Raw genomic sequence first — 22,089 nt, forward strand, 5'->3', positions numbered from 1 at the left:
AATCTGATAACTTATTATAATTTGGGTAATATAGACAAAGCTCTTGTCCTTTATATACATGGGAATTTTAGCTTTTCATCAAAAAAAGGAAGTGGAATACTAGAAGCATTTCGAAATGATGCTGAAGCGACAACGATTAAAGGTCGAAATGATATATCCCTAACACTAAATACTAACAGTTGGTGGAAAGATATTCACAAGGCCAAACCTATTGTTGATAACTTTCTAAAATCCATCAATTCCTATGCAGAAATTGGAGCTTCTTATTTATGTGCAGTTTGTGGTATTTGGTTTGAAAAAGAGCAGAACCAAACGGCCGCTTATTTACAATCTTGGATTCAGAAACAGTCAAAAGATGATGATGAATTTATGATAAGAGCAATAGGTAATGCTCAAAAAGCTGCCACTTTCATTATTGGTGATACAGACCTTTCATTGACTTTTGAAGAAAGTGATCTAGAGGAAGATATTTCGTTGGTTTCTGAAAGAGAACAGAAAGAATACCTTCAACAAAAAGAGACTATTCTAAAAATTGATGATACTTCAAAAGTACGTTTAGATTGGATCAAAGAAGGAGAAGAATTAAGGGTGAAAATCGACCAAGTGAATTATCATTTATTGCTTAAAAATAAGTCAATCGATGCTTTAAGAATAGATGCAGATGTAACTACTCATGATATTGATGAATCTGAACTAGGAAAACTATTCAAAGCTAAAGTTTCTTGTTTGGTAGATCCATTTATCAAAAAGCATTTTAAGAAACAGAAAATAGTCTCGAAAAGTGGTGTAGTAGATATTCCATTGAAGAGCATCAGGACAGATACTAATCGTTTTCAGAATAGAGAGCATTCATTTTCTGAAGAATCAGTAAACCGAATTGTAGAAGATTATGAGAACGGTCAGTTCGATTGGGTAAAATTTGATCCTATCACTTTATGGGAAGATCCAAAAGGAAACTATTTTGTTTTATCAGGACATTCCAGGTTTTCAGCTTTTCAGAAGATCGCCCAGAAAGATAAAATGTTTAATTCTATTCCTGCAAAGTTGTTTAAAGGAACAGAAGAAGAGGCGATCAAGCTAGCGTTGACTTCCAATATACTTTCTACCAAAGAATCAGAATTAGAACGAGCAAACTATTACCGTAAGAGTTTACAATCCTGTAAAGTGTCTCTTCAATGGGAAAAAGATTGTATTGCAGATATAATGAGTGAGTTAAAAACAGCCGAAGGGAAAAATTGGAAATTTATCTGGAATCTTGTTCAACTCAATCCAAAAGGTTTGGCTTTTTATATTCTTAATTCTATACTTAGACTCATAAATTATAGGTTAAAATTAGGTGTTTAATTTTCTTCTAAGATAAGATAAGTATTATTTTTCATATAAATTTACTCTATTATTATTTCGACTTCCAGTAAACTTTATAAAAGTTTTAGTTGGAATATCTTTCAATAATAATATATCATTGAAGTTCTTTTTTATTTGTATACTACATATTAGTTTGTGAATAGTAGCTTAGTTATTTCAAAAATTTCTTTTGGAGCCTTAGGAGTATTCTTTTTATCAAAAGCTTCATTTATAAATGATGAAAATGAATAGAACTGTTTTATTTTATCATCGTTTGTGTTTAAATAATGATACTCATCAATATATTTTTCTAATCTGTTTACTCCTCTCTGGAAGAAAGTATCTTGGTAACTTATAAAAGTATCAATATTAATAATTGTAATTTGTTGTATGTTAGAAAGAGGGAGTTCACTTTTTAGTTTTTCCAATTCAGATATGAACCAGGTATTTACTAATGCATTCACACCAAGTGAATCAAATTGTCTATCATGAGTAATTATTACAGGGTATATTTTTATTTGGTTAGTTTTTGAAAGGTTATCACAAATAGAGTAGTAATTAGCATATATTCTTTTAATGTTTTCAATAATTTGAAGTACAGCCTTTTTTTCTATTGAACCATTATTGTCTATCTTATAAAACTTTTTCTTCAAAGCATTTTTTATAGTATTATAATTTCTAGATTGTTTTTCATCTCCTTTCAATATAACATCTTTGCTTTCAAACAAGAAAACTTTATTTTTGAATCTTACGTAATAATCAGGTTCACCTTGAAATCCTTTTTCTAGAAAATTATCTCCAGTTAAATTAATCCATTTTTTATTTTGCGGAAAAGATTTATTTAAGACATTATATAGAAGAGTTCTTTCTGAGAAATTGTCACAATGAATAGCTCTAAAATCTTTAATCTTAAAACTTTTCTCAACTTCATTATTTATCTCTAAACTAAATTTAAATTGTATACTTTTAAACAACTTTTCTATTAAAAATAATTTAAAAAGTATTCTGTAATGACCATCTGCAATTTTTATTATAGGGTATGACCTCAGATTAATATAATCCGGTATTGAATTACTATCGTTTAATATCAGTGAATCTAAGAACATACAATTAGATTCAAAATTTTCATCTTTTTTTACACATATATCATCATAACTTTTACTTTGATTTGAAATTGTTGAAATAATAAGAGACGTTATATTTTTAATCCATTCTTTCCAATGATGTTCATTGATTTTTGAATAAAAGAGTTCTAAATGCTTTTCAAAAATTTCATCACTTTCAAGGTATTTAAAAAAGAAAATAGATTTATAAATTTGGTTAAGGAAAATTCTATCTAATTTGAAATTACTATAGTCAGAATTATGATAGTTTAATTGAATCAATAAAGCAATTGCATTTTCTTTAAAATCTAAATTTCCATCAGTTAGTTCATTATTATTTTCTTTTTGTTCTTGTTCAGAATTAATTAATAAATATGCTTTTAGTAGATCTTTCTCTATTTCAGTTTTAGACTTCTCATCCTTTAGATTTTCTTTGAAATCTATTACTCTTTCCAAAAAATCTAGGCTACTTGTTGTATCAATAATACTATAGTTTGTTCCAATTTTGTTGATTAGTTCTTCACTAATTTGAGGATCACTAAACCATGAAGATATTAAATCCTTAACAGGTAGTTGAGTTGTATTATCATTGAGTAGAAAAGGAACAACTTTCATCATATCCTCTTTTGATATACCATTCAAATATTCAAAGAAATCTTTAGGATCCTCTGGAAATAAGTCATTAAAGTTTAATCGTTTTTTTAAAGTAATATTCATTTTATGTTAATCAGCTTATATATGAAGATTTTTTGAACTTATACTGAGGTAGAATAGTATTTAATAGTTATAAAATTGATGTTTTAGGCAAATTTTAATTAGAGTGTAATGTTATTAAAAATAAGGATTAAGATAAAACCTTTAACCTAACCCTTATTTCAGGACTTTACATTTTAAACATTACATATTAATAGAATCTATTTTTTTATTTTTTTAATATAATCACTTTTAAGTTCTACGTCTTTCATGCCAGTTGTTCTAGCTGCTGCTGTTACATCACTCCAATTACTAAAATATGATTCGAAATATTCAAATTTATGTTTTGAATGTTTTTTCACATCATCTTTTGTGGGTACTCTTCCAACAATTTTAGCAATTTCTTTAACTTCTAGTTGTAATGACTTTTTGTCTACTTTATACTTTTGAACCTTTATTCTTTTGACATTATTGTTTTTTGTTTTAGGAATAGAATCTCGTTTTCTAAATGGGTCTACATTATCTTGGATTTCATTATGTCTATCTTTACTGATTTTATAATAATATTCAGAAATTTCAATACCTATATATTTTCTATCTAATAATTCAGAACATAATGAGGTGGTTCCAGAGCCATTAAAAGGATCTAAAACAATTTCATTTTTATTTGTAAATAATGAGATTAACCTTTTCATGAAAAGTGGAGGTAACTGTGTTGGATGATCAACTCTTCTATTATTATGTTTTAGCCTATGTACATCCCACCAAATATTAGAGACAATCTCCTTATCAAGGATATTATTTTTTTCTCTTTTTTTTATGCAACTAGCTCTAATGCAATAATCAGGTTTGTAAGTTAATATATTCTGTGAAGCAGGTTTTTGTAAAAGTCCCGGTAGTTTTCTTGGTTTTCCTTTAGAAAAACATAAAATAGAATAATGTGAAGGCATAATTTGTCTTACAGGTAACCCCATTGCATCCCAAATTATCCAATCTTGATAATCTAATTTCTCAATTAAGAATTTAAAATGCCTTATAACCCATTGAGGTAGATTAAGAATTGCTACTGTACATCCCGGTTTTACGACTCTTGCTAATTCATTTAGCCATTCATCACACCAATTAAAATAATTTTGTATATCAAGGTTATCATTCCATGATAAATATTTCTTATCTACGTTATATGGAGGATCAGCAAAACAAAAATCAATACTATTATCAGGGATTTTTTTCAATCTTGAAATACAATCATCATTATATAATGATGATCTTTCTATAGTATTAATTTGATCAGAATAAATAATTTTTGTTCTGACAGTAGCTTCGGTAAGCTTTTTTCTTAAATCTAACTCTATAAAGTCATTATAGATTGATAGACTAAAAAGGTCAATTAACCTATTTGACAAATAATTAAGACTTCCATTGTAATCAAAAATAAAATCTCTCCAAACGTCAGACATTAGAGTACCAAATTCATGATATAGATGTTTTTTTCCTCCATAATCTTTAGTTGTACGGTCACAATATGGACAGAATGTATAACCTATTCTAGTTTTCGTATGTTTTAAAGGATCTTTGTCTTTTTTCAATACAATAAGAGATGATGTATTGTTTTTTAATTGGCCTTCAATTGATGGAATATTATCAGTTTTAATACCAATAGATAATTTTAACTTGATATTATCATCAATTTTTGTTAAAAGTACAGAAGTGTAAACAAAACTTCCTAATATAAGGATCACACTATCCTCAGAAAGATTATTTATAAGATGAATCAATTTCTTTTCAGAAGAAAAAGAATAGTCATTACTTAAATATGGTAGACTAATAAATATTACAGATTTGTTAAACTCTTTTACTCCTTCAAGATTATTTATTTGTCTTTTAAGTAATGAGTTTTCTTTTTCGCTTAAGTGTGACATCTATAAATTTTCTGTTAAATAGGTTACTAACTTATTTAATTCATTAGGAGCAAAAGTAACTGTAAAATCACTGTATTTACATAGTGATTTTAATGCTGATTCTCTTTGAAAGTTTCCAGCCCCATCAATTACATAAGCTATTTTACAATTTTTCGAATGTAAAAGAGATTGTCTCGATTGAGCCTGCCCAGCTTTTCTTTCAATGGTACTATTTGTTGTTACTTGAAAACTAACTTCAATTGCACAAAGATTACCAGAAGGTGATTTTACAATTATATCAACAGATAGGCTTGTTCTTTCATTGTGGCTAACAGGTAATTTATCTTTGTTAACTCTCCAATTATTAGGTAATTCTTGAATGAGAAAATCTTTAACATATGCTTCAGTAATATTACCTAAAGAATTAGCTTCAGCACCACCTGTTATTCTACTAACCCAAATATATCTCTCTTTAACGAACTGTTTTAACTTTTCTGTTTTCCCAATTAAAGAACCAATTATACATTTTTCAAAAACCCATTCTGGTAATTTAGTGTTGGTAGATAACCCTCCAAAAATTAGAAACATAGCGACATCTTTAACAATGGGATGTGATTCTATGCTAATATCATCTCGAGAGAGACCATCTCCGTCTATAAAAACATTCTTATTTGACCAGCGTTTCTTTAATGATGAAAAAGTATATTCATGACTACTCCCATTCCAATTAAATTGTAGTTTATTATTAGGGAAAAAGTCAGAGAAATCACCAAAAAGTTTCTGTAAAGCTTCACCACCTACATCTGAAAGAATTGATAGGTGTTTTAAAAAATAATTATCTGACAAGCTACTATTAAGTTTTAAAACTTTTAGCCAAGCTTCTGGTTCACTATCAGAAATATTTAAAATAGATATAAAATGATCTTGGGTTTTCAGTAAATGAGGAAGAATACTTATTTTTTTCTCCTTTTCAATTATTTCTGAGGGCCAATATTTTAATCCATTGGACTCTAATTCCTTAATGTCTCGCATAGTAAATCATAAAAATTATATAACACGAATATATCAAAATCAATTTACAGAGAATAAAAAATATGAACTTAATAACACAAAGCTTTAACATCAATTTTGATAAGTTTAATAGTTAATAAATTAAAGTTTTAGTTTTTCAATATGAGAGCCATTTTTTTTAATTAAAAATTCCAATAATGGACGTAAAGTATTTTCTTCAACACCTAAAAATGCTGTACAATCATTTAGGTTTATTTTAATTTTTGAGTGATTATCTGGTTGAGATAAATTCTTTAAAAGAAGGTGAGTATCATCAGTAATATTAACTCCTAGGAATGATAAGATATTGTTGCCAATTTTTTCAATCTCAGTGAAATACAAACCATTGTCGTAATACTCTTGTACTCTTCTAAAATAGTAAAGGGTAATATCAGTTTGAAGTCCTTCCTCTTTATATAAATAATTGAAATAATTAAGAAATTTGAAAGGTAGTTTATAGACAGTAGACTTAATATTGTCTTTTTCTTCAGGGCCATAAGAAATAGAACTTTTGTTGCACAAGTCGATAATGTCTTGGCTTGAGTAATAATATGTTTTTTCAGGTATTTCTTTTTTTATTGTATTGATAAGATCGGAAAGAGGTAATGTCTTTGTTGGGATGTTGAATTCATGATATAAAACTTTAGACTTTTCTCTTAGTTTGATATCATCAACTACAAAAAAGTCGCAAAAAGAAGCATAGAATGAATGTTCAGCATCAAATTGTATATTTTGAAAAGTATTAGACCTCTTTTTTAGGCTATCAGGTTTATAACCTAATAAATCTAAGAGGTAATATGTAGAAGTAAATAATTCGTAGTTATTAGGTTTATAGTTCTTATGATGAAATGCAGACTTTGCATATTCAATGAAGCTCTGATTTATATTTTTTGATTTTAAAAAGTCGTCAATCCTATGGAAAACTTCTTTATATGGCCAGTTACTTGCGTTGACTTCGAGTTTAAAACCAATTTCTTCTAAAGACTTTCTATAGGTTTTATAAAAATCTTTGTTAGACAAGTATTGTTTAAAGAAACCTCCAACTTCAACCATGAGGTCCCAAAAAGAAGAATTATTATCTAAATTCGGGAAAATACTATTTAAATACTTATCATTTTTACTATTTATTAAAATTTCAGAAGGTCTATTTTCATTATAGTTTTTAAGCTTTTGAAAAATAGGCTCAATTCCCATTTGAATTAAAAAAGTATCCAATTCTTTATAATTTTCAGAATTTAGGCTGAAAAGATCTTTTAGGTCAACTAACTCATCTTTTTTATTAAAATATTCTCTTGGAGTTGCTGCTTTCAAAGCAATTTTATCATTTTCCCACCTAATTAAGTGATTATCACAAAGAGACTCTAAAGTATTTAAGTCTTCAAAGAAATGATCATTTTCGGTGTTGTAACTTTTTAAGAAATCAGAGAAATGAGCTGGAGAATATAGTATTGTAAAAGTATCTTTATTCTTTATTAAGAAATTATATATGTCAGTATTCTCCTTTCTTTTAAGATTACTTATTACATTCCAATCAAGATAGATTCTTTTCATTTTAGTTGACTATGTTTGATAATCCACTAAATATAGACAGCTAAAACGTAATGGTGATACGTTCATATTTTAAATTAAAAAAACTTCTTACCATTTAACAAGTGAAAGAACCTAACGAAAATAAAACCTATGTTGGTAACTCATTTTCATTAGATTCCACTTGTTAAAAGTAAACAAGTCACTTGTTAAAGGGTAACAGCTCATATAAAGCAAAAAAGAAATACCTCTATTCTATTTTATAATAAGCTATTAGAGAATTGAAAATTTAGTCTTGAATCAACTCTGAAGTTGAATGGTCAAAGATATTCTTTTTGGCTTCCTCCATTTCACGAATCACTTTGTAATCCTGAACTCTCATATACACTTCTTCAGTAATTCGGGAAGAGCTATGACCACACATGGTAGCAATACTTTCTTTTGACATTCCTAGGTTCAACCAACGTGTAGCAAATGTTTTTCTACCTACCTTTGATGTGAGGTTTTTATTGAAGTTGAGTATAGCATCAACTTCTTTCAGGTAGCTATTCAATTTTTCTAATGAAATTCTTGGCATTTCTTCACCACCATATTTTTCGATCATCTTTTCAGCTAGCTCAGAAAAAGGAAGAATACATGGCCTAGGATTAGATTTAATGGTCTTTTGACGTAAAATTGAAATCATTTTTTGTCCTGAAGCACTAATGTACACGTTTTCAGAAACCTTGAAGTTTTGTAATTCTCGGTAATGAAATCCTGTTTCACACATAAAAATCAACATATCAGCAATTTTCTGAATTTTTTGAGATCCAAATTTATATGCTTTCAATTTAGAATACTCACCTTCAGTCAGAACTACAAAATCAACAGGTTCTCCTTCAGGTTTGACTAAGGCTCCTAGTGGGTCATAATCAATTTCTCCTCTTTGAGCAGCTTCTTTTGTGACTGTTTTCAATGTTCCTACAATCCTAGCTACAGTATTTTTGTTCAAGAATTCATCAGGTTGATTTTAATTTTTCTGATGTTCCAGCCAATTGATAAACTTTCTTCCCCATTGAGGATTTAATTCATTCAATTTAACTTCCTTTTGTTGTGTTTCCTGCAAATACTGATTTACACGAGCCAAACGAACATGGTAATTCCGAGAAGTACCCGCAGAAAGTTTCAACTCTTTTTGCTGGATCGTTTTACTCATCGCACTGGACAGTTTTACTTGTGGAGCTTCTTTTCCCATTAAATCATGTACATAAATGTCCTTGATGGGATATTGGGGTGGGGTAGTTCACCATGTTCAATACGGTATTGATTTATTAAGCTCTTGACATCATTTTCAATGATTCAAAGGGTTTAATTGTCTTCAAAGTGATGTCTTCCTTTGATGAATTGGTGTTTGTCGTCCTAGTTGTTTTTCTTACATCTTACTCCAGTTAGTTACAAAGGCATTTGAACGTTGATCACCGATCACGATTCTTGCTAAAATGGTCACTTCTAGTTTGTTTTTGATACAAATGAGACTCTCATTTTCTTTAAATTCTTTTTTTCATGATGAATAAAAAATTTGAATAGATAAAAAAGTGGTCACTATGATGAGCTGTCCATCAACGTGTCCACAAAACATGAAAAGCTAAACGCTTGATCTCGAATGAGTAGAATTGAAGATTAAAAATAAAAAAAGGTCAACATCTTTCGATATTGACCTTTTTTGTGATCCCGCCAGGATTCAAACCTGGAACCTTCACAGCCGTAATGTGATGCTCTATTCAGTTGAGCTACGGAACCATTTAGCTTCTTTGGAAAAAGTTGTGACCCCGCCAGGATTCAAACCTGGAACCTTCACAGCCGTAATGTGATGCTCTATTCAGTTGAGCTACGGAGCCATATAGAAGTGCTTTTTCCTTTAAAGCGATGCAAAAGTAGGAGTAATATTCTTACTAACCAAATAAATTACATGATAAATTAACAATAAATGTCAACATTTGTCTATTGGGGTAGTACTTCACCCATGGCTTGATAGATTGCAGACTGAATATTCTCTCTTATATTTTCCTTCGCTAACTTATTATTTCTAGCCGTTGGATATACACGGTTTGATAAGAAGATATATACAATATCATTTTCCGGATCTATCCATGCACATGTACCTGTAAACCCTGTATGCCCAAATGTTTTCTTTGGAGCAAGTGGAGAAGTATTTCCTTCATCTCCTCTCAATGGTGGTTTATCCCAGCCTAAGGCCCTTCTATTCTTAAATCGAACATATGGTTGTCTGTTGTATTTATTGATAGTGGCTTCATCAAAAAACTGATTACCCGCATAGAAACCATTCTGAAGATTCATTTGCATTAAGATAGCTAGATCATGAGCATTTGAAAAAATACCTGCATGTCCGGCAACACCACCCATTAAATCAGCAGATGGGTCATGAACAATGCCTTTAATTAATGATTGTCGGTAATGAATATCCATCTCAGTAGGAGGTATTCGTTTTAAATTGATACCATGAGCTAATGGTAAATACCCTAAATTTCTTGTACCTAATTTACTGTAAAGCTTAGATTCTAGATAATGATCTAATCGTTTGTCTGTAATTTTTTCAATAGACCTTTGTAAGAAGTAATATCCTAAATCACTGTACCAATACCTATAAACATCCTTTGTATATCGTCTTCTTGTTGAAATAGGACTTTCTAATAGCCATTTCCACATACAGTCTTTAATACTATCTGTAGCAAATAAGTTAGGAGTGATTTCCACATTGTAACCTTTCTTTTTATAACTACTTATATAGGTAGGGTCATACTTCTTGGTTTCTTTATCGTAAACATGCCCCCAGAAATAGTAGCCACCTCTAAGTGGAGCTGTGTGTGTTAGGAATTGAATTAATCGTATGTTCCCTTTATTTGTTGTATCGGTATCACTGATATAATACTTTAGTCGATTGTTTACATTCACAGAGTCAACATAATCGAGCATCATCATAGCTTGGGTTGTTGCTGCTACTTTAGTGATAGATGCAATATCATAAACAGTACTATTCGTTACAGGTATAGATTTTTCATAGGTAAAATATCCATACGATTTTTCAAATACGATTTTTCCATTTTTTGCGACTACTACTTGGCAACCTGGAGTGGCTTCAATATTTATGGCATGATTGGCAATACTATCAATCAAGTGATTTAAAACTGCACCGTCCAAACCGACATATGCAGCTTTACCATATCCTAACCTTTGTAAGCCTTTTACTTTTTCACCCTGATTTAAATCAAATTGATTAGAAATCGAAACGGGTAATTTTCCATTAACATCAGTACATCCAGCGATAAACTGTGCAGAGGCATATTGTGCTTCTTGATCTATGGAATAATTAATTAAAGTATTTTTAGTTCCTTTTAAATACTTCAGACCATTAGGAGAACCATGAATAGTGACTATTACATTAGTTTTTTGTTGTAGTTGATCTATTAACTGTTCCGTCGCATAACTGATTCCAAATCTATGTTTCGAAGAATTTTGATAGCAAACGATATTTACAATCACCATATCTTTCTTCTTACATGATTCTAAAAGAAGATTAACCTGACCTGTTGAAAAACTAGAATTTTCAATTCGATGATAGTCATAATCGATAAACCTATTCATCATTTCAGAAAAATGATCTTCTTCGTTTTTTAAACCAATACTGATGACTTGATATTTTTTCTTCGTTAAATCTTTAAGAGGTAATAAGCTGTCAGTATTATCCAATAAGGTCAGAGACTTTTCATACGTTTCAGAGATAATGGCATTAAGTTGTTCATTAGAAGTCGAAGAGTCATTAACTACAGCTTTCTGACGGTATTTGTAATTCAATACTTTTAGTACCTTTTCGTCAATTACCTCAATATTCAATGTTCCTTTCTTGACAGCATTTCTAACTCCTTTAATTACTTCCTCAAAGAAATCAGATACAGCAATAAGGTCATGTCCATTCTGTAAAGCATTGATACTAGATTGTACAGTCTTTAAACCATTGTTACCTGCAGAGAGGTTTCCTGTAAGAATTAACCCTTGATACTTTAGTGAATCTCTAAGATGTTGAACGATGTTTTTAGTAAAGATAGGAGCGTCGAATAAAACTTCTGTTGGTAGTATTATTTGTAAACTGTCCTTTACAAGCCCTTTAAGGATAAGTTGATTTTTTTTAGAAAGTTCATCGATATCTTTTATGTAATCGATAGCACTGCCTACTAAGATTTTACTCTGATGTATCCCTTTTATTGCAGCTTGATTTTTTAATGTCACATTATTAATGTCCTCTCCAAAGCCATATTCTGTAGAAGCTTCTTTATGTATTGATAAGGCATTGGATAAGTAGAAATCAATACCTAAACGATTGGCCTCAACACCTATTTCTTTATATGAGTTATAAGTAAAAACATTACTCTTTATGGCTCCCAGATTATAGTTGTCTGGCAAGTATTGGTATTTTTCATTGAGACACTTTAAACTTTCTTGGTTTTTAGCTCCTAATAGAACTTTTACCTTGTTAGGTAGCTTATTAAGATTAGTAAAATACCTATACAAAGTGGGATTACAATAATCATTAAATAGAACTCCTCCAAGACGATTTTCTCTAGCTAGCGACTTGATAAGAGTTTCATTGTTATTTGGTATTCCTAGAATTAATTGTCCTATTTTTTCTTCTAAAGTAAGTTGTGAAAAAAGGCTGTCAACATCTGTTGCATGAGCTGTTTGTTGGTAACCAAGAATAGAAGTTAAAGTAGTTACAAAAAATAATAGTTTTATATATATGCTTTTTGATTTCGACATCAGAAATGATAACGCTTACAATATTATTTGATGCTATAAATAAGACACTTTATAGTAAATACGAAAATAAAACTATTATATGAATTCCATGAATAGAATGACGATTCTTTAGTTAAATATTTAATAGTTTTAAAAATTTCACATTTTATCTAAACAATTTCATACCAAAAGATTGTTTATTAAACAGTTCATATCAACACTGTATATCAATTCTTAAAATTGTTGTACATTTGCGATTCGAAATCATTAAAAACTTTATACCGTGGAAAGTACTACAGTAAAATACAAGGTTAAAGATATTTCTTTAGCAGAATGGGGTAGAAAAGAGATTGAGCTTGCTGAAGCAGAAATGCCAGGTTTAATGTCTTTAAGAGAAGAATTTGGCCCTTCTAAACCCTTAAAAGGAGCTAGAATTGCTGGCTGTCTTCACATGACTATTCAAACTGCTGTTTTGATTGAAACATTAGTAGAATTAGGTGCTGAAGTTACTTGGTCATCATGTAATATTTTCTCAACACAAGATCAAGCTGCTGCTGCTATTGCTGCTGCAGGTATTCCAGTATATGCTTGGAAAGGTCTTTCTGAGGAAGAATTCGATTGGTGTATCGAACAAACGTTACACGGATTCGAAGATGGTAAGCCTCTTAACATGATCCTTGATGATGGTGGAGATCTTACTAATATGGTATTAGATAGATACCCAGAACTAGTAAAAGATATTAAAGGTATTTCTGAGGAGACAACAACAGGTGTTCTTAGATTACATGATAGAGAGAAAAACGGTACACTTACATTACCTGCTATCAATATTAACGACTCAGTAACAAAGTCTAAATTTGATAACAAATACGGATGTAAAGAATCTTTAGTAGATGGTATCCGTAGAGCTACAGACGTAATGATCGCTGGTAAAGTAGCAGTTGTTGCTGGTTACGGTGATGTTGGTAAAGGTTCTGCTGCTTCATTAAGAGGTGCAGGTGCAAGAGTTATCGTTACTGAAATCGATCCAATCTGTGCTTTACAAGCTGCAATGGACGGTTTTGAAGTGAAGAAAATGGACGACGCTGTATTAGAAGGCGATATCGTAGTTACTACAACTGGTAACAAAGACATCGTTGTTGGTCGTCACTTCGAAAAAGTAAAAGATAAAGCAATCGTTTGTAATATCGGTCACTTCGATAATGAAATCGATATGGCTTGGTTAAACGAAAAATATGGTCACACTAAAGTGAACATCAAACCTCAAGTAGACAAGTATACAGTTGCATCTGGAAACGATGTGATCATTTTGGCAGAAGGTCGTTTGGTAAACTTAGGTTGTGCGACGGGACACCCATCATTCGTAATGTCTAACTCATTTACTAACCAAACATTGGCACAGTTAGAGTTATGGCAAAACAACGGTAAGTATGAGAACAAAGTTTACATGCTACCAAAACACCTTGATGAGAAAGTAGCTCGTCTTCACCTTGCAAAAATCGGTGTAGAGTTAGAAACTCTTACTGATGATCAAGCATCTTACATTGGTGTAGCAAAAGAAGGACCATACAAAGTAGAGCATTACAGATACTAATCAGTATTTGATTTCATATAAATCCCTTGGAAGTTTTTGCTTTCAAGGGATTTTTTTATTCATCAATTTCTTCAATCATAAAATCTTTTCCTTTACCATACTCATAAAGCTCACTCATCTTGTAAGTCTCTAGAGTGGTTAAGTCTTTGATCAAAAAATCATCATCGTTTATCATTTTTAATGTTTCAAAAATAAACACATCTCCATAATTTACGATTTTATATTGCCTTCCAACCCTCATTGTATTAATACTAATGGACATATTTCTAAATTTAGAATAAAAAATGATTAAAATATTGACAATGTTTAAAATTTAAACTAATTTTGAAATGTGATAGTAAAATTATCACCACATGAATTATCATTGATTTCTAAAAAGTAAAGTTTAAATGTTATGTTTTTTCTGAAAACATCTACAGAGTTATCTGTACAGACAAGAAATGGTTTAGCTATTGGAATGCGTTTTCCCAATAACTTCTATTTCAGATACAATGGAAATGTCTTCACTCTCATTGTTAACCCAAAGTTAGTCATTGCTTCAATTGTTTTATTATTTATGATTTTAGGAATGCAATTTTTTTCTTCATCTTCTGAAAAAGTAATTTACGTACAAGCACCTATAGCTGTAAACTATGGGGCACAAGAACCTACCATTGATCAATTTATTGAAGACTTTAATATCGAGCTTGAAAAAGTGGAAAAAGCAGAGACTTCTGTAGTCCCTGTACAATTTGTCAGTACCTATAGTAATTACAAAGAAGAGAAGCTTGATTTAGCAAACAATGCTCTAGATAAGTTCCTGATTGAAAGACAACTTTTAGTGACAGATTTTCTAATTGAAAACAAAAGAACAAGAGTTGATCAATTAACCAATGAAAAACTACTTGATTTAAATAAAAAGATCGGAAATTTATTTAGAGAGCTAGTGTTGGATAATATGAAAGTACCACCTCATGTCTATTCTTTCTTTACATCAACTGTTCCGTTACAGAAAATTGAAACAGCATTGATGGAGCAAGCAAAATATCATGTTCCTGCATCTATTACCTTGGCGCAAGCAGCTTTGGAAACAGGATATGGATCTAGAGTAATTGGTAATAATTATTTTGGTGTTAAGGATAAATCAAAGAAGACAAAGCCAATAACTACCACAGAATATTATACGGCAGAAGAATACAAACGAAATAAAGGGATAGTTGTTTCCTACACTAAAGTGACAAAAGGAGGGAGGAACCTTTATAAATGTGTTGTAAAAGATTCATTTGCACAATATATGTCACCTTGGGAATCGTTTAGAGCACATTCAGTATTCCTGAACAAACAAAAAAGATACGCCCCATTATTCACTCAAGGAAGGGATTATAAAGCTTGGGCGAATATGATTGGTTCTACTAAGTATGGTGGAGTAGGTTATGCAACATCTCCATTATATGGAGAGCTACTAAAAAAAATAATCGAGCGATACCATCTTGATCTACTCGATTATTAATTAAGCTTTACTTTCTAGGAACCCAATAATTTTCTTCAACTCCAAGTTCTTTAGCCATTACTCTAGACAAAACAAACAGATAGTCGGATAAACGATTTAAATACCTAATAATAATCGTATCTATAATTCCTTCCTCATGCTCTAGGGTGATGGCTAACCTTTCTGCTCTTCTACATACAGTTCTTCCTAAATGTGCAAAGGAAACAGATGTATGCCCTCCTGGGAGAATAAAATATTTTAATGGAGATAAAGAACGATCCATTTGGTCAATGGCCTTTTCTAATAATTCAATGTCTTGCTCGTAAAGATCTGGTTTCTTTAAAGAAGGTTTATCAGGGTCTGCTGCCATTTCAGCACCAATAGTAAATAAGCGATCTTGGATCTCCTTTAAAATATCAGACCTCTTATTATTCACTGATTGATCACGAATTAATCCGATATAAGAATTCAATTCATCAATAGTTCCATAAGCTTCAATTCTAATATGATCTTTAGGAACTCTTTTTCCACCAAAAAGTGAAGTTTCTCCTTTGTCGCCTGTTTTAGTATATACTTTCATTATTCACGGACTATTTTAGTCACATTTAAATTTTTCTCATCTTTTTCAATAAGACCATCTCTTAGTCTTACTATTCTGTGAGCATAATTTGCGATATCTTCTTCGTGGGTTACCATAATAATAGTATTTCCATTTTCATGGAGTTGGTTAAAGATATCCATAATTTCATAAGATGTTTTTGTATCTAAGGCTCCTGTAGGTTCATCTGCAAGAATAATACTCGGGTTATTTACTAAAGCTCTTGCAATCGCAACCCTTTGTCTTTGTCCTCCAGATAACTCATTAGGTTTATGTTTTACTCGATCACCTAAACCTACCGCATCTAATGATTTTTGTGCTCGCTCTAATCTTTCTTCTTTGTTTACGCCTGCATAAACAAGTGGCAGGGCTACGTTATCAAGTATAGTTGACCGAGGTAATAAGTTGAATGATTGGAATACAAAACCAATTTCTTTATTTCTAACTACAGCCAATTCATTTTCAGACATATCACTTACGTCTTGATTATTTAGCCAATACTCACCTGTGCTAGGTGTATCAAGACATCCAACAATATTCATTAAAGTAGATTTTCCTGATCCTGAAGGTCCCATAAAAGCAACATACTCTCCTTTATCGATAGAAATATCAATTTGTTTAAGTGCTTTTATCACTTCGGTACCCATTTGGTATATTCTAGAAATTCCGGTTGTTTTAATAACTTGATTGGACATAATATTGTTAGTTTACTCCCAGGTATTTATTTTTTGTTGGTATTGTTTTATTAACTCTGAATATAACGTATTTATTCTGCTTTGAGCACCTTTTGATAATTTATATTCAGATTCAACTACTGCACTCTCAGCAAAATCTTTTAAACCTAAGTGCATACATACTTGAATAAATTGAGTTGTATTAGTTTCAGAAAATGGATTAATGTATAAAAGCTGCTGAGTGAAGTTAAACGCGTCTTCTCCTTTCTCTTCTTTTAATAATTGATGCGTATATGCTTTATTAAAAGCGTCATTCAAAAATAGAACTTCTGTTTGATCTTCGATTGCTTCTTTCTTTTTTATTTTAAAAGCTAAAGTTTGGATTGGACTTTCAGTAGCTTCAATGTTAATATCATTTTTCTCTTCTAAAACATACAGCGAGGTGATAAACTCAGCATTTAAATTATTTGATACATTAAATTGTTTAGAATAGGCTTGAATGAATGATTTTGCTTGTTCTGTTTTTCTTTCAATCATCAAGTGATTTAATACTAGAAGAACAATTTCCTCTCTATCGTATTCTTTACCAATCTCTTTTAATGCATCAATAATGTTACTTTTATTAAGAGTCTTGTGATTAAATAGAATATAGTAGAAGTAATCTTTTTCTGTATTACCATCTAAGGTAGACGTTTTAAGATATTTCGAGATGATCTTGAATTCTTCATCACTTATCATTTTCATTTTATGAACAAGCTGCCATAGTTCAAGAGTTTTTTCTTTAGAATTAACTTGACTACTAGAAACACTAAGAGGATAAATAGCCGATTTTTGCCCAGTTCTAAAAGCATTCATCAATTTATCATATGCCAATTCAAACTGATTATTTTGTAAGGCTTCTAAACCTAACATAAAGTTGTAATAACCATTTGTTGTACCATATGCGTGGTCTAGCTTATCAAAAGCCAGCCAGAAATTGTAATTTTTAAATTGTGATTTACTGTTAACCCCTTCTGCAAAAAGTAATTGTTGTTTATAGTCGATATTATTCATTGTATTCAATGATGAAATAATACCGGTAATATCCTCTGGATCATTATCAAGTAAAGTGTTGATACTATAATTATAGATATAACTTATCTCATCGCCATTAAGAGTTGTATCTTTTACAAGGTTAGGAATGTATTTCGATGCAGAGGAAACCCCATTTTGGTTCAATAAAGCTAAATGGTTAATAGTTTCATAAATATTCGACGCTTCAGATAATGGAGATAATAATGCAGATACATCTTCAAATTTGCTCTTATTCAATACCGACAAACCGATGGTGTTATTTTTTATAGATTGGTAATCGTCACCTTCTTTTGAAATAGACATTCCCTTATCTAAATAATAAAATGCACTATCCATTTCTCCTAATTGATAAAATCTTAAGGATAGGTTATTGATAATCGGTAATGAATTTGGAAACTTCTCTAAACCATTTTTTAGCTGAAATAATGATTCTATATAGTTTTTATTTTGATATTCTAGTGCACTAGCCTTTAAGTAGGATTGTTCAATACCTTTATTTTTATTCGCATTCTGGTAAGCGACTAAAGCAACATCAGGTCTTTTATTCTCTTCGGCAATTTTTCCCAACATCAAATTGGAATGTAAATTCCATAAATGATACAAGTCTGCTAATTGATACCTTTCTTCAGCTAAGTATTTATTGTTGTTGAGTAATTCTACATCACCCAATTGATTGTTGTAAGATGCCCAAAGGTATCGATAAGAGACAAAATTATTGATAAATAGTAATCCAATAGTTAGTAATAAACCAACTCCCCATGATGATAAGAAATCAATATTTTGAGGTTGAAAAGCGACCTTATATACTTTGAGGTTCTTCTTTAGTATATGGTGAAAATTGTAGACAATATAAATACTAAAAGCTCCTCCAAAACCAAGCATAGTTACAGTACTAAACTGCTCTATACTATTAGTAAATGATGTATCAAATATTGATAAATGAAAAGCATAAGTGGATAGTGTTATTAGTGCACCTCCTAAATAAACCCAATATAAAATGGAATCTTCTCTAGTTGCTGATGCAAATAAATCCTCTTGTTGTTGAATTAACCATAAACCAATAAAGCTTCCGATGATAATATTCAACACTGGTGGTAGGTAATATAAGTCAAAGTCGACTGAATGAAATAAATTTAAGTAGCAGTAAACTAAATTAAGAATATAAATGACATAGAAAATAATAAAGTGTTTATAGCTATCTCCATCATTTCCTGTATTTTTAAATGTAGTGATATATAAGATCCCAAAAGGAAAACTAATACTAATGAACAGAATGAAAAGAATAGAGATTAATACAAAGCTTGGGAAACTATAACTAATAGCCTCTGCAATCCAGTGATGATTCTCAGAAACATTGATTTCTATAATCCCAATTAGTGCAATCGTTGTGACAAAATATGACAAAAACCGTTTTCCAAATGAAATGTGATTTTTGATATGATAGTAAAAACTAATTCCAACATATATAAGTAAAACTAATGCAGTAAATGCTTTGTCATGTATTTCATTTAATATACCTAGGTTTTCAAAGTGGAATGTTCCTATCAAGATTGCAAATAAACCAAATAATATAGCATGCCAAATCCTCTTTAAACCACTGATACTCGCTAAGTAAACTGAAAAACTAAAGGTTAGTATACAACCATAAATCACATAGTTTTCATAAGGAATTGTCAAGTTTCCTGAATTGTAAGTATCTAGAAAAACAAATGAATCTGATTGTATTCCGAAGTTTACACCTAGTTTATTAAAAGAAAATAACGGTGTTTTTATACTTTCTATAATATTTTCTTTTACCCAACCGATTCGATCAGATAAATCAAAAATATAGAGTAAACAAAGTGCTATTGCGTTAGATATTAAAATCGCTAAACCTGTGTTTTTAAGGCTTTTAATGCCATTTATCATAATACTGCTTAAGTTATTTGCTATTTAGTGAATTCAAAAATACAAATATTTTAAATTGTTATATTGCATCAATATAAAATAAGTTAATCAATGCAATCGGTTTCGTTTATTTTTTAATTTTTTGTTACTTTGTACTTTAGGTATTATGCTTACAGACAAAAATAACCTATTACTAATACGCGATTGCTAATTTAGATTTATACTAACATTTAAAATATATAACCTTGGAAACACAAGAAATGTCAATAACAACAAAATTTCTTCCAGAGGATTTTTCCTTAATGGAAAAAAAGGGAATCACTGTAGAAACAGTGGAGAAACAATTAAACTACTTTAGAACAGGGTTTGAGTACGCTAATATTATTAGACCAGCTACAATTGGAGATGGAATTATCAAGCTAACTGACGAGGAAATTGATTCTTATGTTTCAAAGTATGAAGAATCTGTAAAAGGAAAGTCTCTTCTAAAATTTGTTCCAGCTTCAGGAGCTGCAACACGTATGTTCAAAGCTTTACTTGAATTTAAAAATGATCTTGAAGCTAAGGATACATTTACTGAACCTGATTTAGAAAAAAGTAAAGGTTTAGTAGCAGACTTCTTTAATAATATTATTCACTTCCCGTTATACACAGAGATTTACTCTGAAGTAGCTCAAAAGTTGGGTAATTTAGATGTATTGGTTGCAAACAAAGAATATAAAAGTATTCTTGAAGCTACTTTCTCAAGCGACCGTTTGCATTTAGCTAACCGTCCTAAAGGATTAATTGGTTTTCATAAGTACAATGGAGAGATAAGAACTCCTGTACAGGAACATATGATTGAAGGTGTTCATTATGCAAAAGATGAGAAAGGTGAAGTGAATTTACACTTTACAGTATCTCCTGAGCATTTTGATCAGTTTGTTGAATTAACGAATGTATATAAAGAAGTTTATAACAAAAGATATGATGTAAACTTTAATATTTCATTCTCAACACAGAAGTCTTCAACAGATACTATTGCTGCAACAGGTCAAAATGAACCATTCAGAAAAGCAGAAGATGGTGAATTATTATTTAGACCAGGTGGGCATGGTGCCTTATTAGAGAACCTTAATGATATTGATGCTGATGTTATTTTTGTAAAAAACATTGATAACGTTACAACAGATAGGCTAAAGGAAGATACTTATAAGTACAAAAAGGCTTTAGCTAGTATTCTTGTAGATACACAAGAGAAAATACATTCATTCTTAAAGAGACATGACTCTGGTGAAAGAAGTGAAGAGTTTACTGCTTCTGTTATCGAATTTTGTATGAATACTCTTGGTTGGAGTTTAGGTGAAGAATTAAGTGGTTTGTCTCAAGAAGAAATCGAGGCATACTTCTTTGATAAACTAAATAGACCAATCAGAGTTTGTGGTATGGTAAAGAATGAAGGGGAACCTGGTGGTGGTCCATTCTGGTTAAAGGATGGAGATCATAGATCTTTACAAATCGTAGAAAGTGCTCAAATCAATTTCTCTAACCCTGTAAGAAGGGAAATTGCCAATTCAGCTACTCACTTTAATCCTGTGGATTTAGTTTGTGGTGTAAAAGACTACAAGGGTAATAAATTTAATCTTCTTGACTATAGAAATGAGAATGCTGGTTTCATTACTCATAAATCAAGAGATGGTCAAGAAATTCAAGCAATTGAATTACCAGGTCTTTGGAATGGTTCAATGGCTTACTGGACAACTTTATTTGTTGAAGTACCAGTGTCTACATTTACTCCTGTAAAGACAGTAAATGACCTTTTAAGACCAGAACATAGATAGTTTTTATAAAAATCTAGAATAAAAACAGGTTGTAAGCTTCTGATTTACAACCTGTTTTTTATCTATTGATCTTTATTAAATATAATAATAGCTAGAAAATATTGCATTTATCAAGTTAGCTATTATCTTTGCACTCCCTTCAAACGGAAGGCTAAATGAAATACACTTGTAGTGAGTACTATTCATTTCAACATTTTGTAAAGAAGACAGCGATGTAAATTAAAATTTCAAATGAAATCAAATAAGCATTGCATATTAAATTTCTCTTCTTACCTTTGCACTCGCTTCTGAAAAGAGGTGGTCACAAAAGACTAAAACGTTGGTCTTTTTAAGCAGAGAGTGGGAGGTTGAAAATCTTCAGAAATTAGCTCGAAAAAATAAAACAAAATTTTTTCAAAAAGAGTTTGGAGATTAAAATTTAGTTCTTACCTTTGCACTCGCTTCTCAAACGGAGTAGCATAAAACAAACTGATATACAGTTCATTGAGCAATGGCTCAAACGTTCTTTTAATGTATTGAAAAGTAATTACAAGATCAGCGAAAGCGGATCCATAAAAGACAATTC

The 22,089-nt window shown here is 30.5% G+C and carries 15 protein-coding genes and 2 tRNA genes; 4 read left to right on the plus strand and 13 right to left on the minus strand.

Annotated features, from left to right (window positions below; genetic code table 11):
• The first annotated feature begins 21 nt into the window (after window positions 1-21).
• Complete coding sequence (locus HGP29_RS27475) at window positions 22-1,344, plus strand: ParB/RepB/Spo0J family partition protein (protein WP_168885688.1); 1,323 nt, start codon at window positions 22-24, stop codon at window positions 1,342-1,344.
• Window positions 1,345-1,493: 149 nt separating this feature from the next.
• On the opposite strand, the gene HGP29_RS27480 is transcribed toward HGP29_RS27475, so the two are convergent.
• The 9 genes from HGP29_RS27480 to HGP29_RS27520 all read right to left on the minus strand — a co-directional run bounded on the left by HGP29_RS27480 (window position 1,494) and on the right by HGP29_RS27520 (window position 12,430).
• Window positions 1,494-3,164, minus strand: a complete 1,671-nt coding sequence (locus tag HGP29_RS27480) for a hypothetical protein (protein ID WP_168885689.1) — start codon at window positions 3,162-3,164, stop codon at window positions 1,494-1,496.
• 197 nt (window positions 3,165-3,361) lie between these two features.
• Window positions 3,362-5,062 (minus strand): DNA methyltransferase, encoded by a 1,701-nt coding sequence (locus HGP29_RS27485; RefSeq protein WP_168885690.1) that lies wholly within the window; start codon window positions 5,060-5,062, stop codon window positions 3,362-3,364.
• Window positions 5,063-6,073 carry a hypothetical protein gene (locus HGP29_RS27490; protein WP_168885691.1) on the minus strand — a complete coding sequence of 337 codons (1,011 nt, stop codon included), beginning with the start codon at window positions 6,071-6,073 and terminating at the stop codon, window positions 5,063-5,065.
• A 120-nt stretch (window positions 6,074-6,193) separates the two neighbouring features.
• A complete protein-coding gene (locus HGP29_RS27495) occupies window positions 6,194-7,642 on the minus strand; it encodes a hypothetical protein (protein WP_168885692.1) in 1,449 nt (482 codons plus the stop codon).
• 265 nt (window positions 7,643-7,907) lie between these two features.
• Window positions 7,908-8,609 (minus strand): tyrosine-type recombinase/integrase, encoded by a 702-nt coding sequence (locus HGP29_RS27500; protein ID WP_168885693.1) that lies wholly within the window; start codon window positions 8,607-8,609, stop codon window positions 7,908-7,910.
• A gap of 18 nt (window positions 8,610-8,627) precedes the next feature.
• Complete coding sequence (locus HGP29_RS27505; RefSeq protein WP_168885694.1) at window positions 8,628-8,813, minus strand: phage integrase SAM-like domain-containing protein; 186 nt, start codon at window positions 8,811-8,813, stop codon at window positions 8,628-8,630.
• A gap of 510 nt (window positions 8,814-9,323) precedes the next feature.
• Window positions 9,324-9,397: transfer RNA gene (locus HGP29_RS27510), tRNA-Arg, on the minus strand.
• A 24-nt stretch (window positions 9,398-9,421) separates the two neighbouring features.
• A tRNA-Arg gene (locus HGP29_RS27515) sits at window positions 9,422-9,495 on the minus strand.
• A 103-nt stretch (window positions 9,496-9,598) separates the two neighbouring features.
• Complete coding sequence (locus tag HGP29_RS27520; protein WP_168885695.1) at window positions 9,599-12,430, minus strand: serine hydrolase; 2,832 nt, start codon at window positions 12,428-12,430, stop codon at window positions 9,599-9,601.
• A 262-nt stretch (window positions 12,431-12,692) separates the two neighbouring features.
• On the opposite strand from HGP29_RS27520, the gene ahcY reads away from it, so the two are divergent.
• Entirely contained in the window at window positions 12,693-14,003 is a 1,311-nt protein-coding gene (gene ahcY / locus HGP29_RS27525) for an adenosylhomocysteinase (RefSeq protein ID WP_168885696.1), read from the plus strand.
• Between the two features lie 55 nt (window positions 14,004-14,058).
• Here ahcY and HGP29_RS27530 read toward each other — a convergent pair whose 3' ends face one another.
• Window positions 14,059-14,265: a hypothetical protein gene (locus HGP29_RS27530; protein ID WP_168885697.1), complete on the minus strand. Its 207-nt coding sequence runs from the start codon at window positions 14,263-14,265 to the stop codon at window positions 14,059-14,061.
• Window positions 14,266-14,397: 132 nt separating this feature from the next.
• Between HGP29_RS27530 and HGP29_RS27535 the strand changes: the two genes are divergently transcribed.
• Window positions 14,398-15,492 (plus strand): glycoside hydrolase family 73 protein, encoded by a 1,095-nt coding sequence (locus tag HGP29_RS27535; RefSeq protein ID WP_235958358.1) that lies wholly within the window; start codon window positions 14,398-14,400, stop codon window positions 15,490-15,492.
• 7 nt (window positions 15,493-15,499) lie between these two features.
• Here the strand turns inward: HGP29_RS27535 and HGP29_RS27540 are convergent, their stop codons facing one another.
• From HGP29_RS27540 to HGP29_RS27550, 3 genes are read right to left on the minus strand one after another with little or no spacing between them, the layout of a single operon-like run.
• Window positions 15,500-16,051, minus strand: a complete 552-nt coding sequence (locus tag HGP29_RS27540; RefSeq protein ID WP_168885698.1) for a cob(I)yrinic acid a,c-diamide adenosyltransferase — start codon at window positions 16,049-16,051, stop codon at window positions 15,500-15,502.
• Window positions 16,051-16,764, minus strand: coding sequence for an ABC transporter ATP-binding protein (locus tag HGP29_RS27545; protein WP_168885699.1), 714 nt, complete (start codon window positions 16,762-16,764; stop codon window positions 16,051-16,053). Before HGP29_RS27545 ends, HGP29_RS27540 begins: the two co-directional genes overlap by 1 nt.
• A gap of 12 nt (window positions 16,765-16,776) precedes the next feature.
• Window positions 16,777-19,725 carry a tetratricopeptide repeat protein gene (locus tag HGP29_RS27550; RefSeq protein WP_168885700.1) on the minus strand — a complete coding sequence of 983 codons (2,949 nt, stop codon included), beginning with the start codon at window positions 19,723-19,725 and terminating at the stop codon, window positions 16,777-16,779.
• Between the two features lie 224 nt (window positions 19,726-19,949).
• On the opposite strand from HGP29_RS27550, the gene HGP29_RS27555 reads away from it, so the two are divergent.
• A complete protein-coding gene (locus HGP29_RS27555) occupies window positions 19,950-21,524 on the plus strand; it encodes a DUF4301 family protein (RefSeq protein WP_317169972.1) in 1,575 nt (524 codons plus the stop codon).
• Window positions 21,525-22,089 lie beyond the last annotated feature (565 nt).

Source organism: Flammeovirga agarivorans (assembly GCF_012641475.1).
Lineage (GTDB): Bacteria > Bacteroidota > Bacteroidia > Cytophagales > Flammeovirgaceae > Flammeovirga > Flammeovirga agarivorans.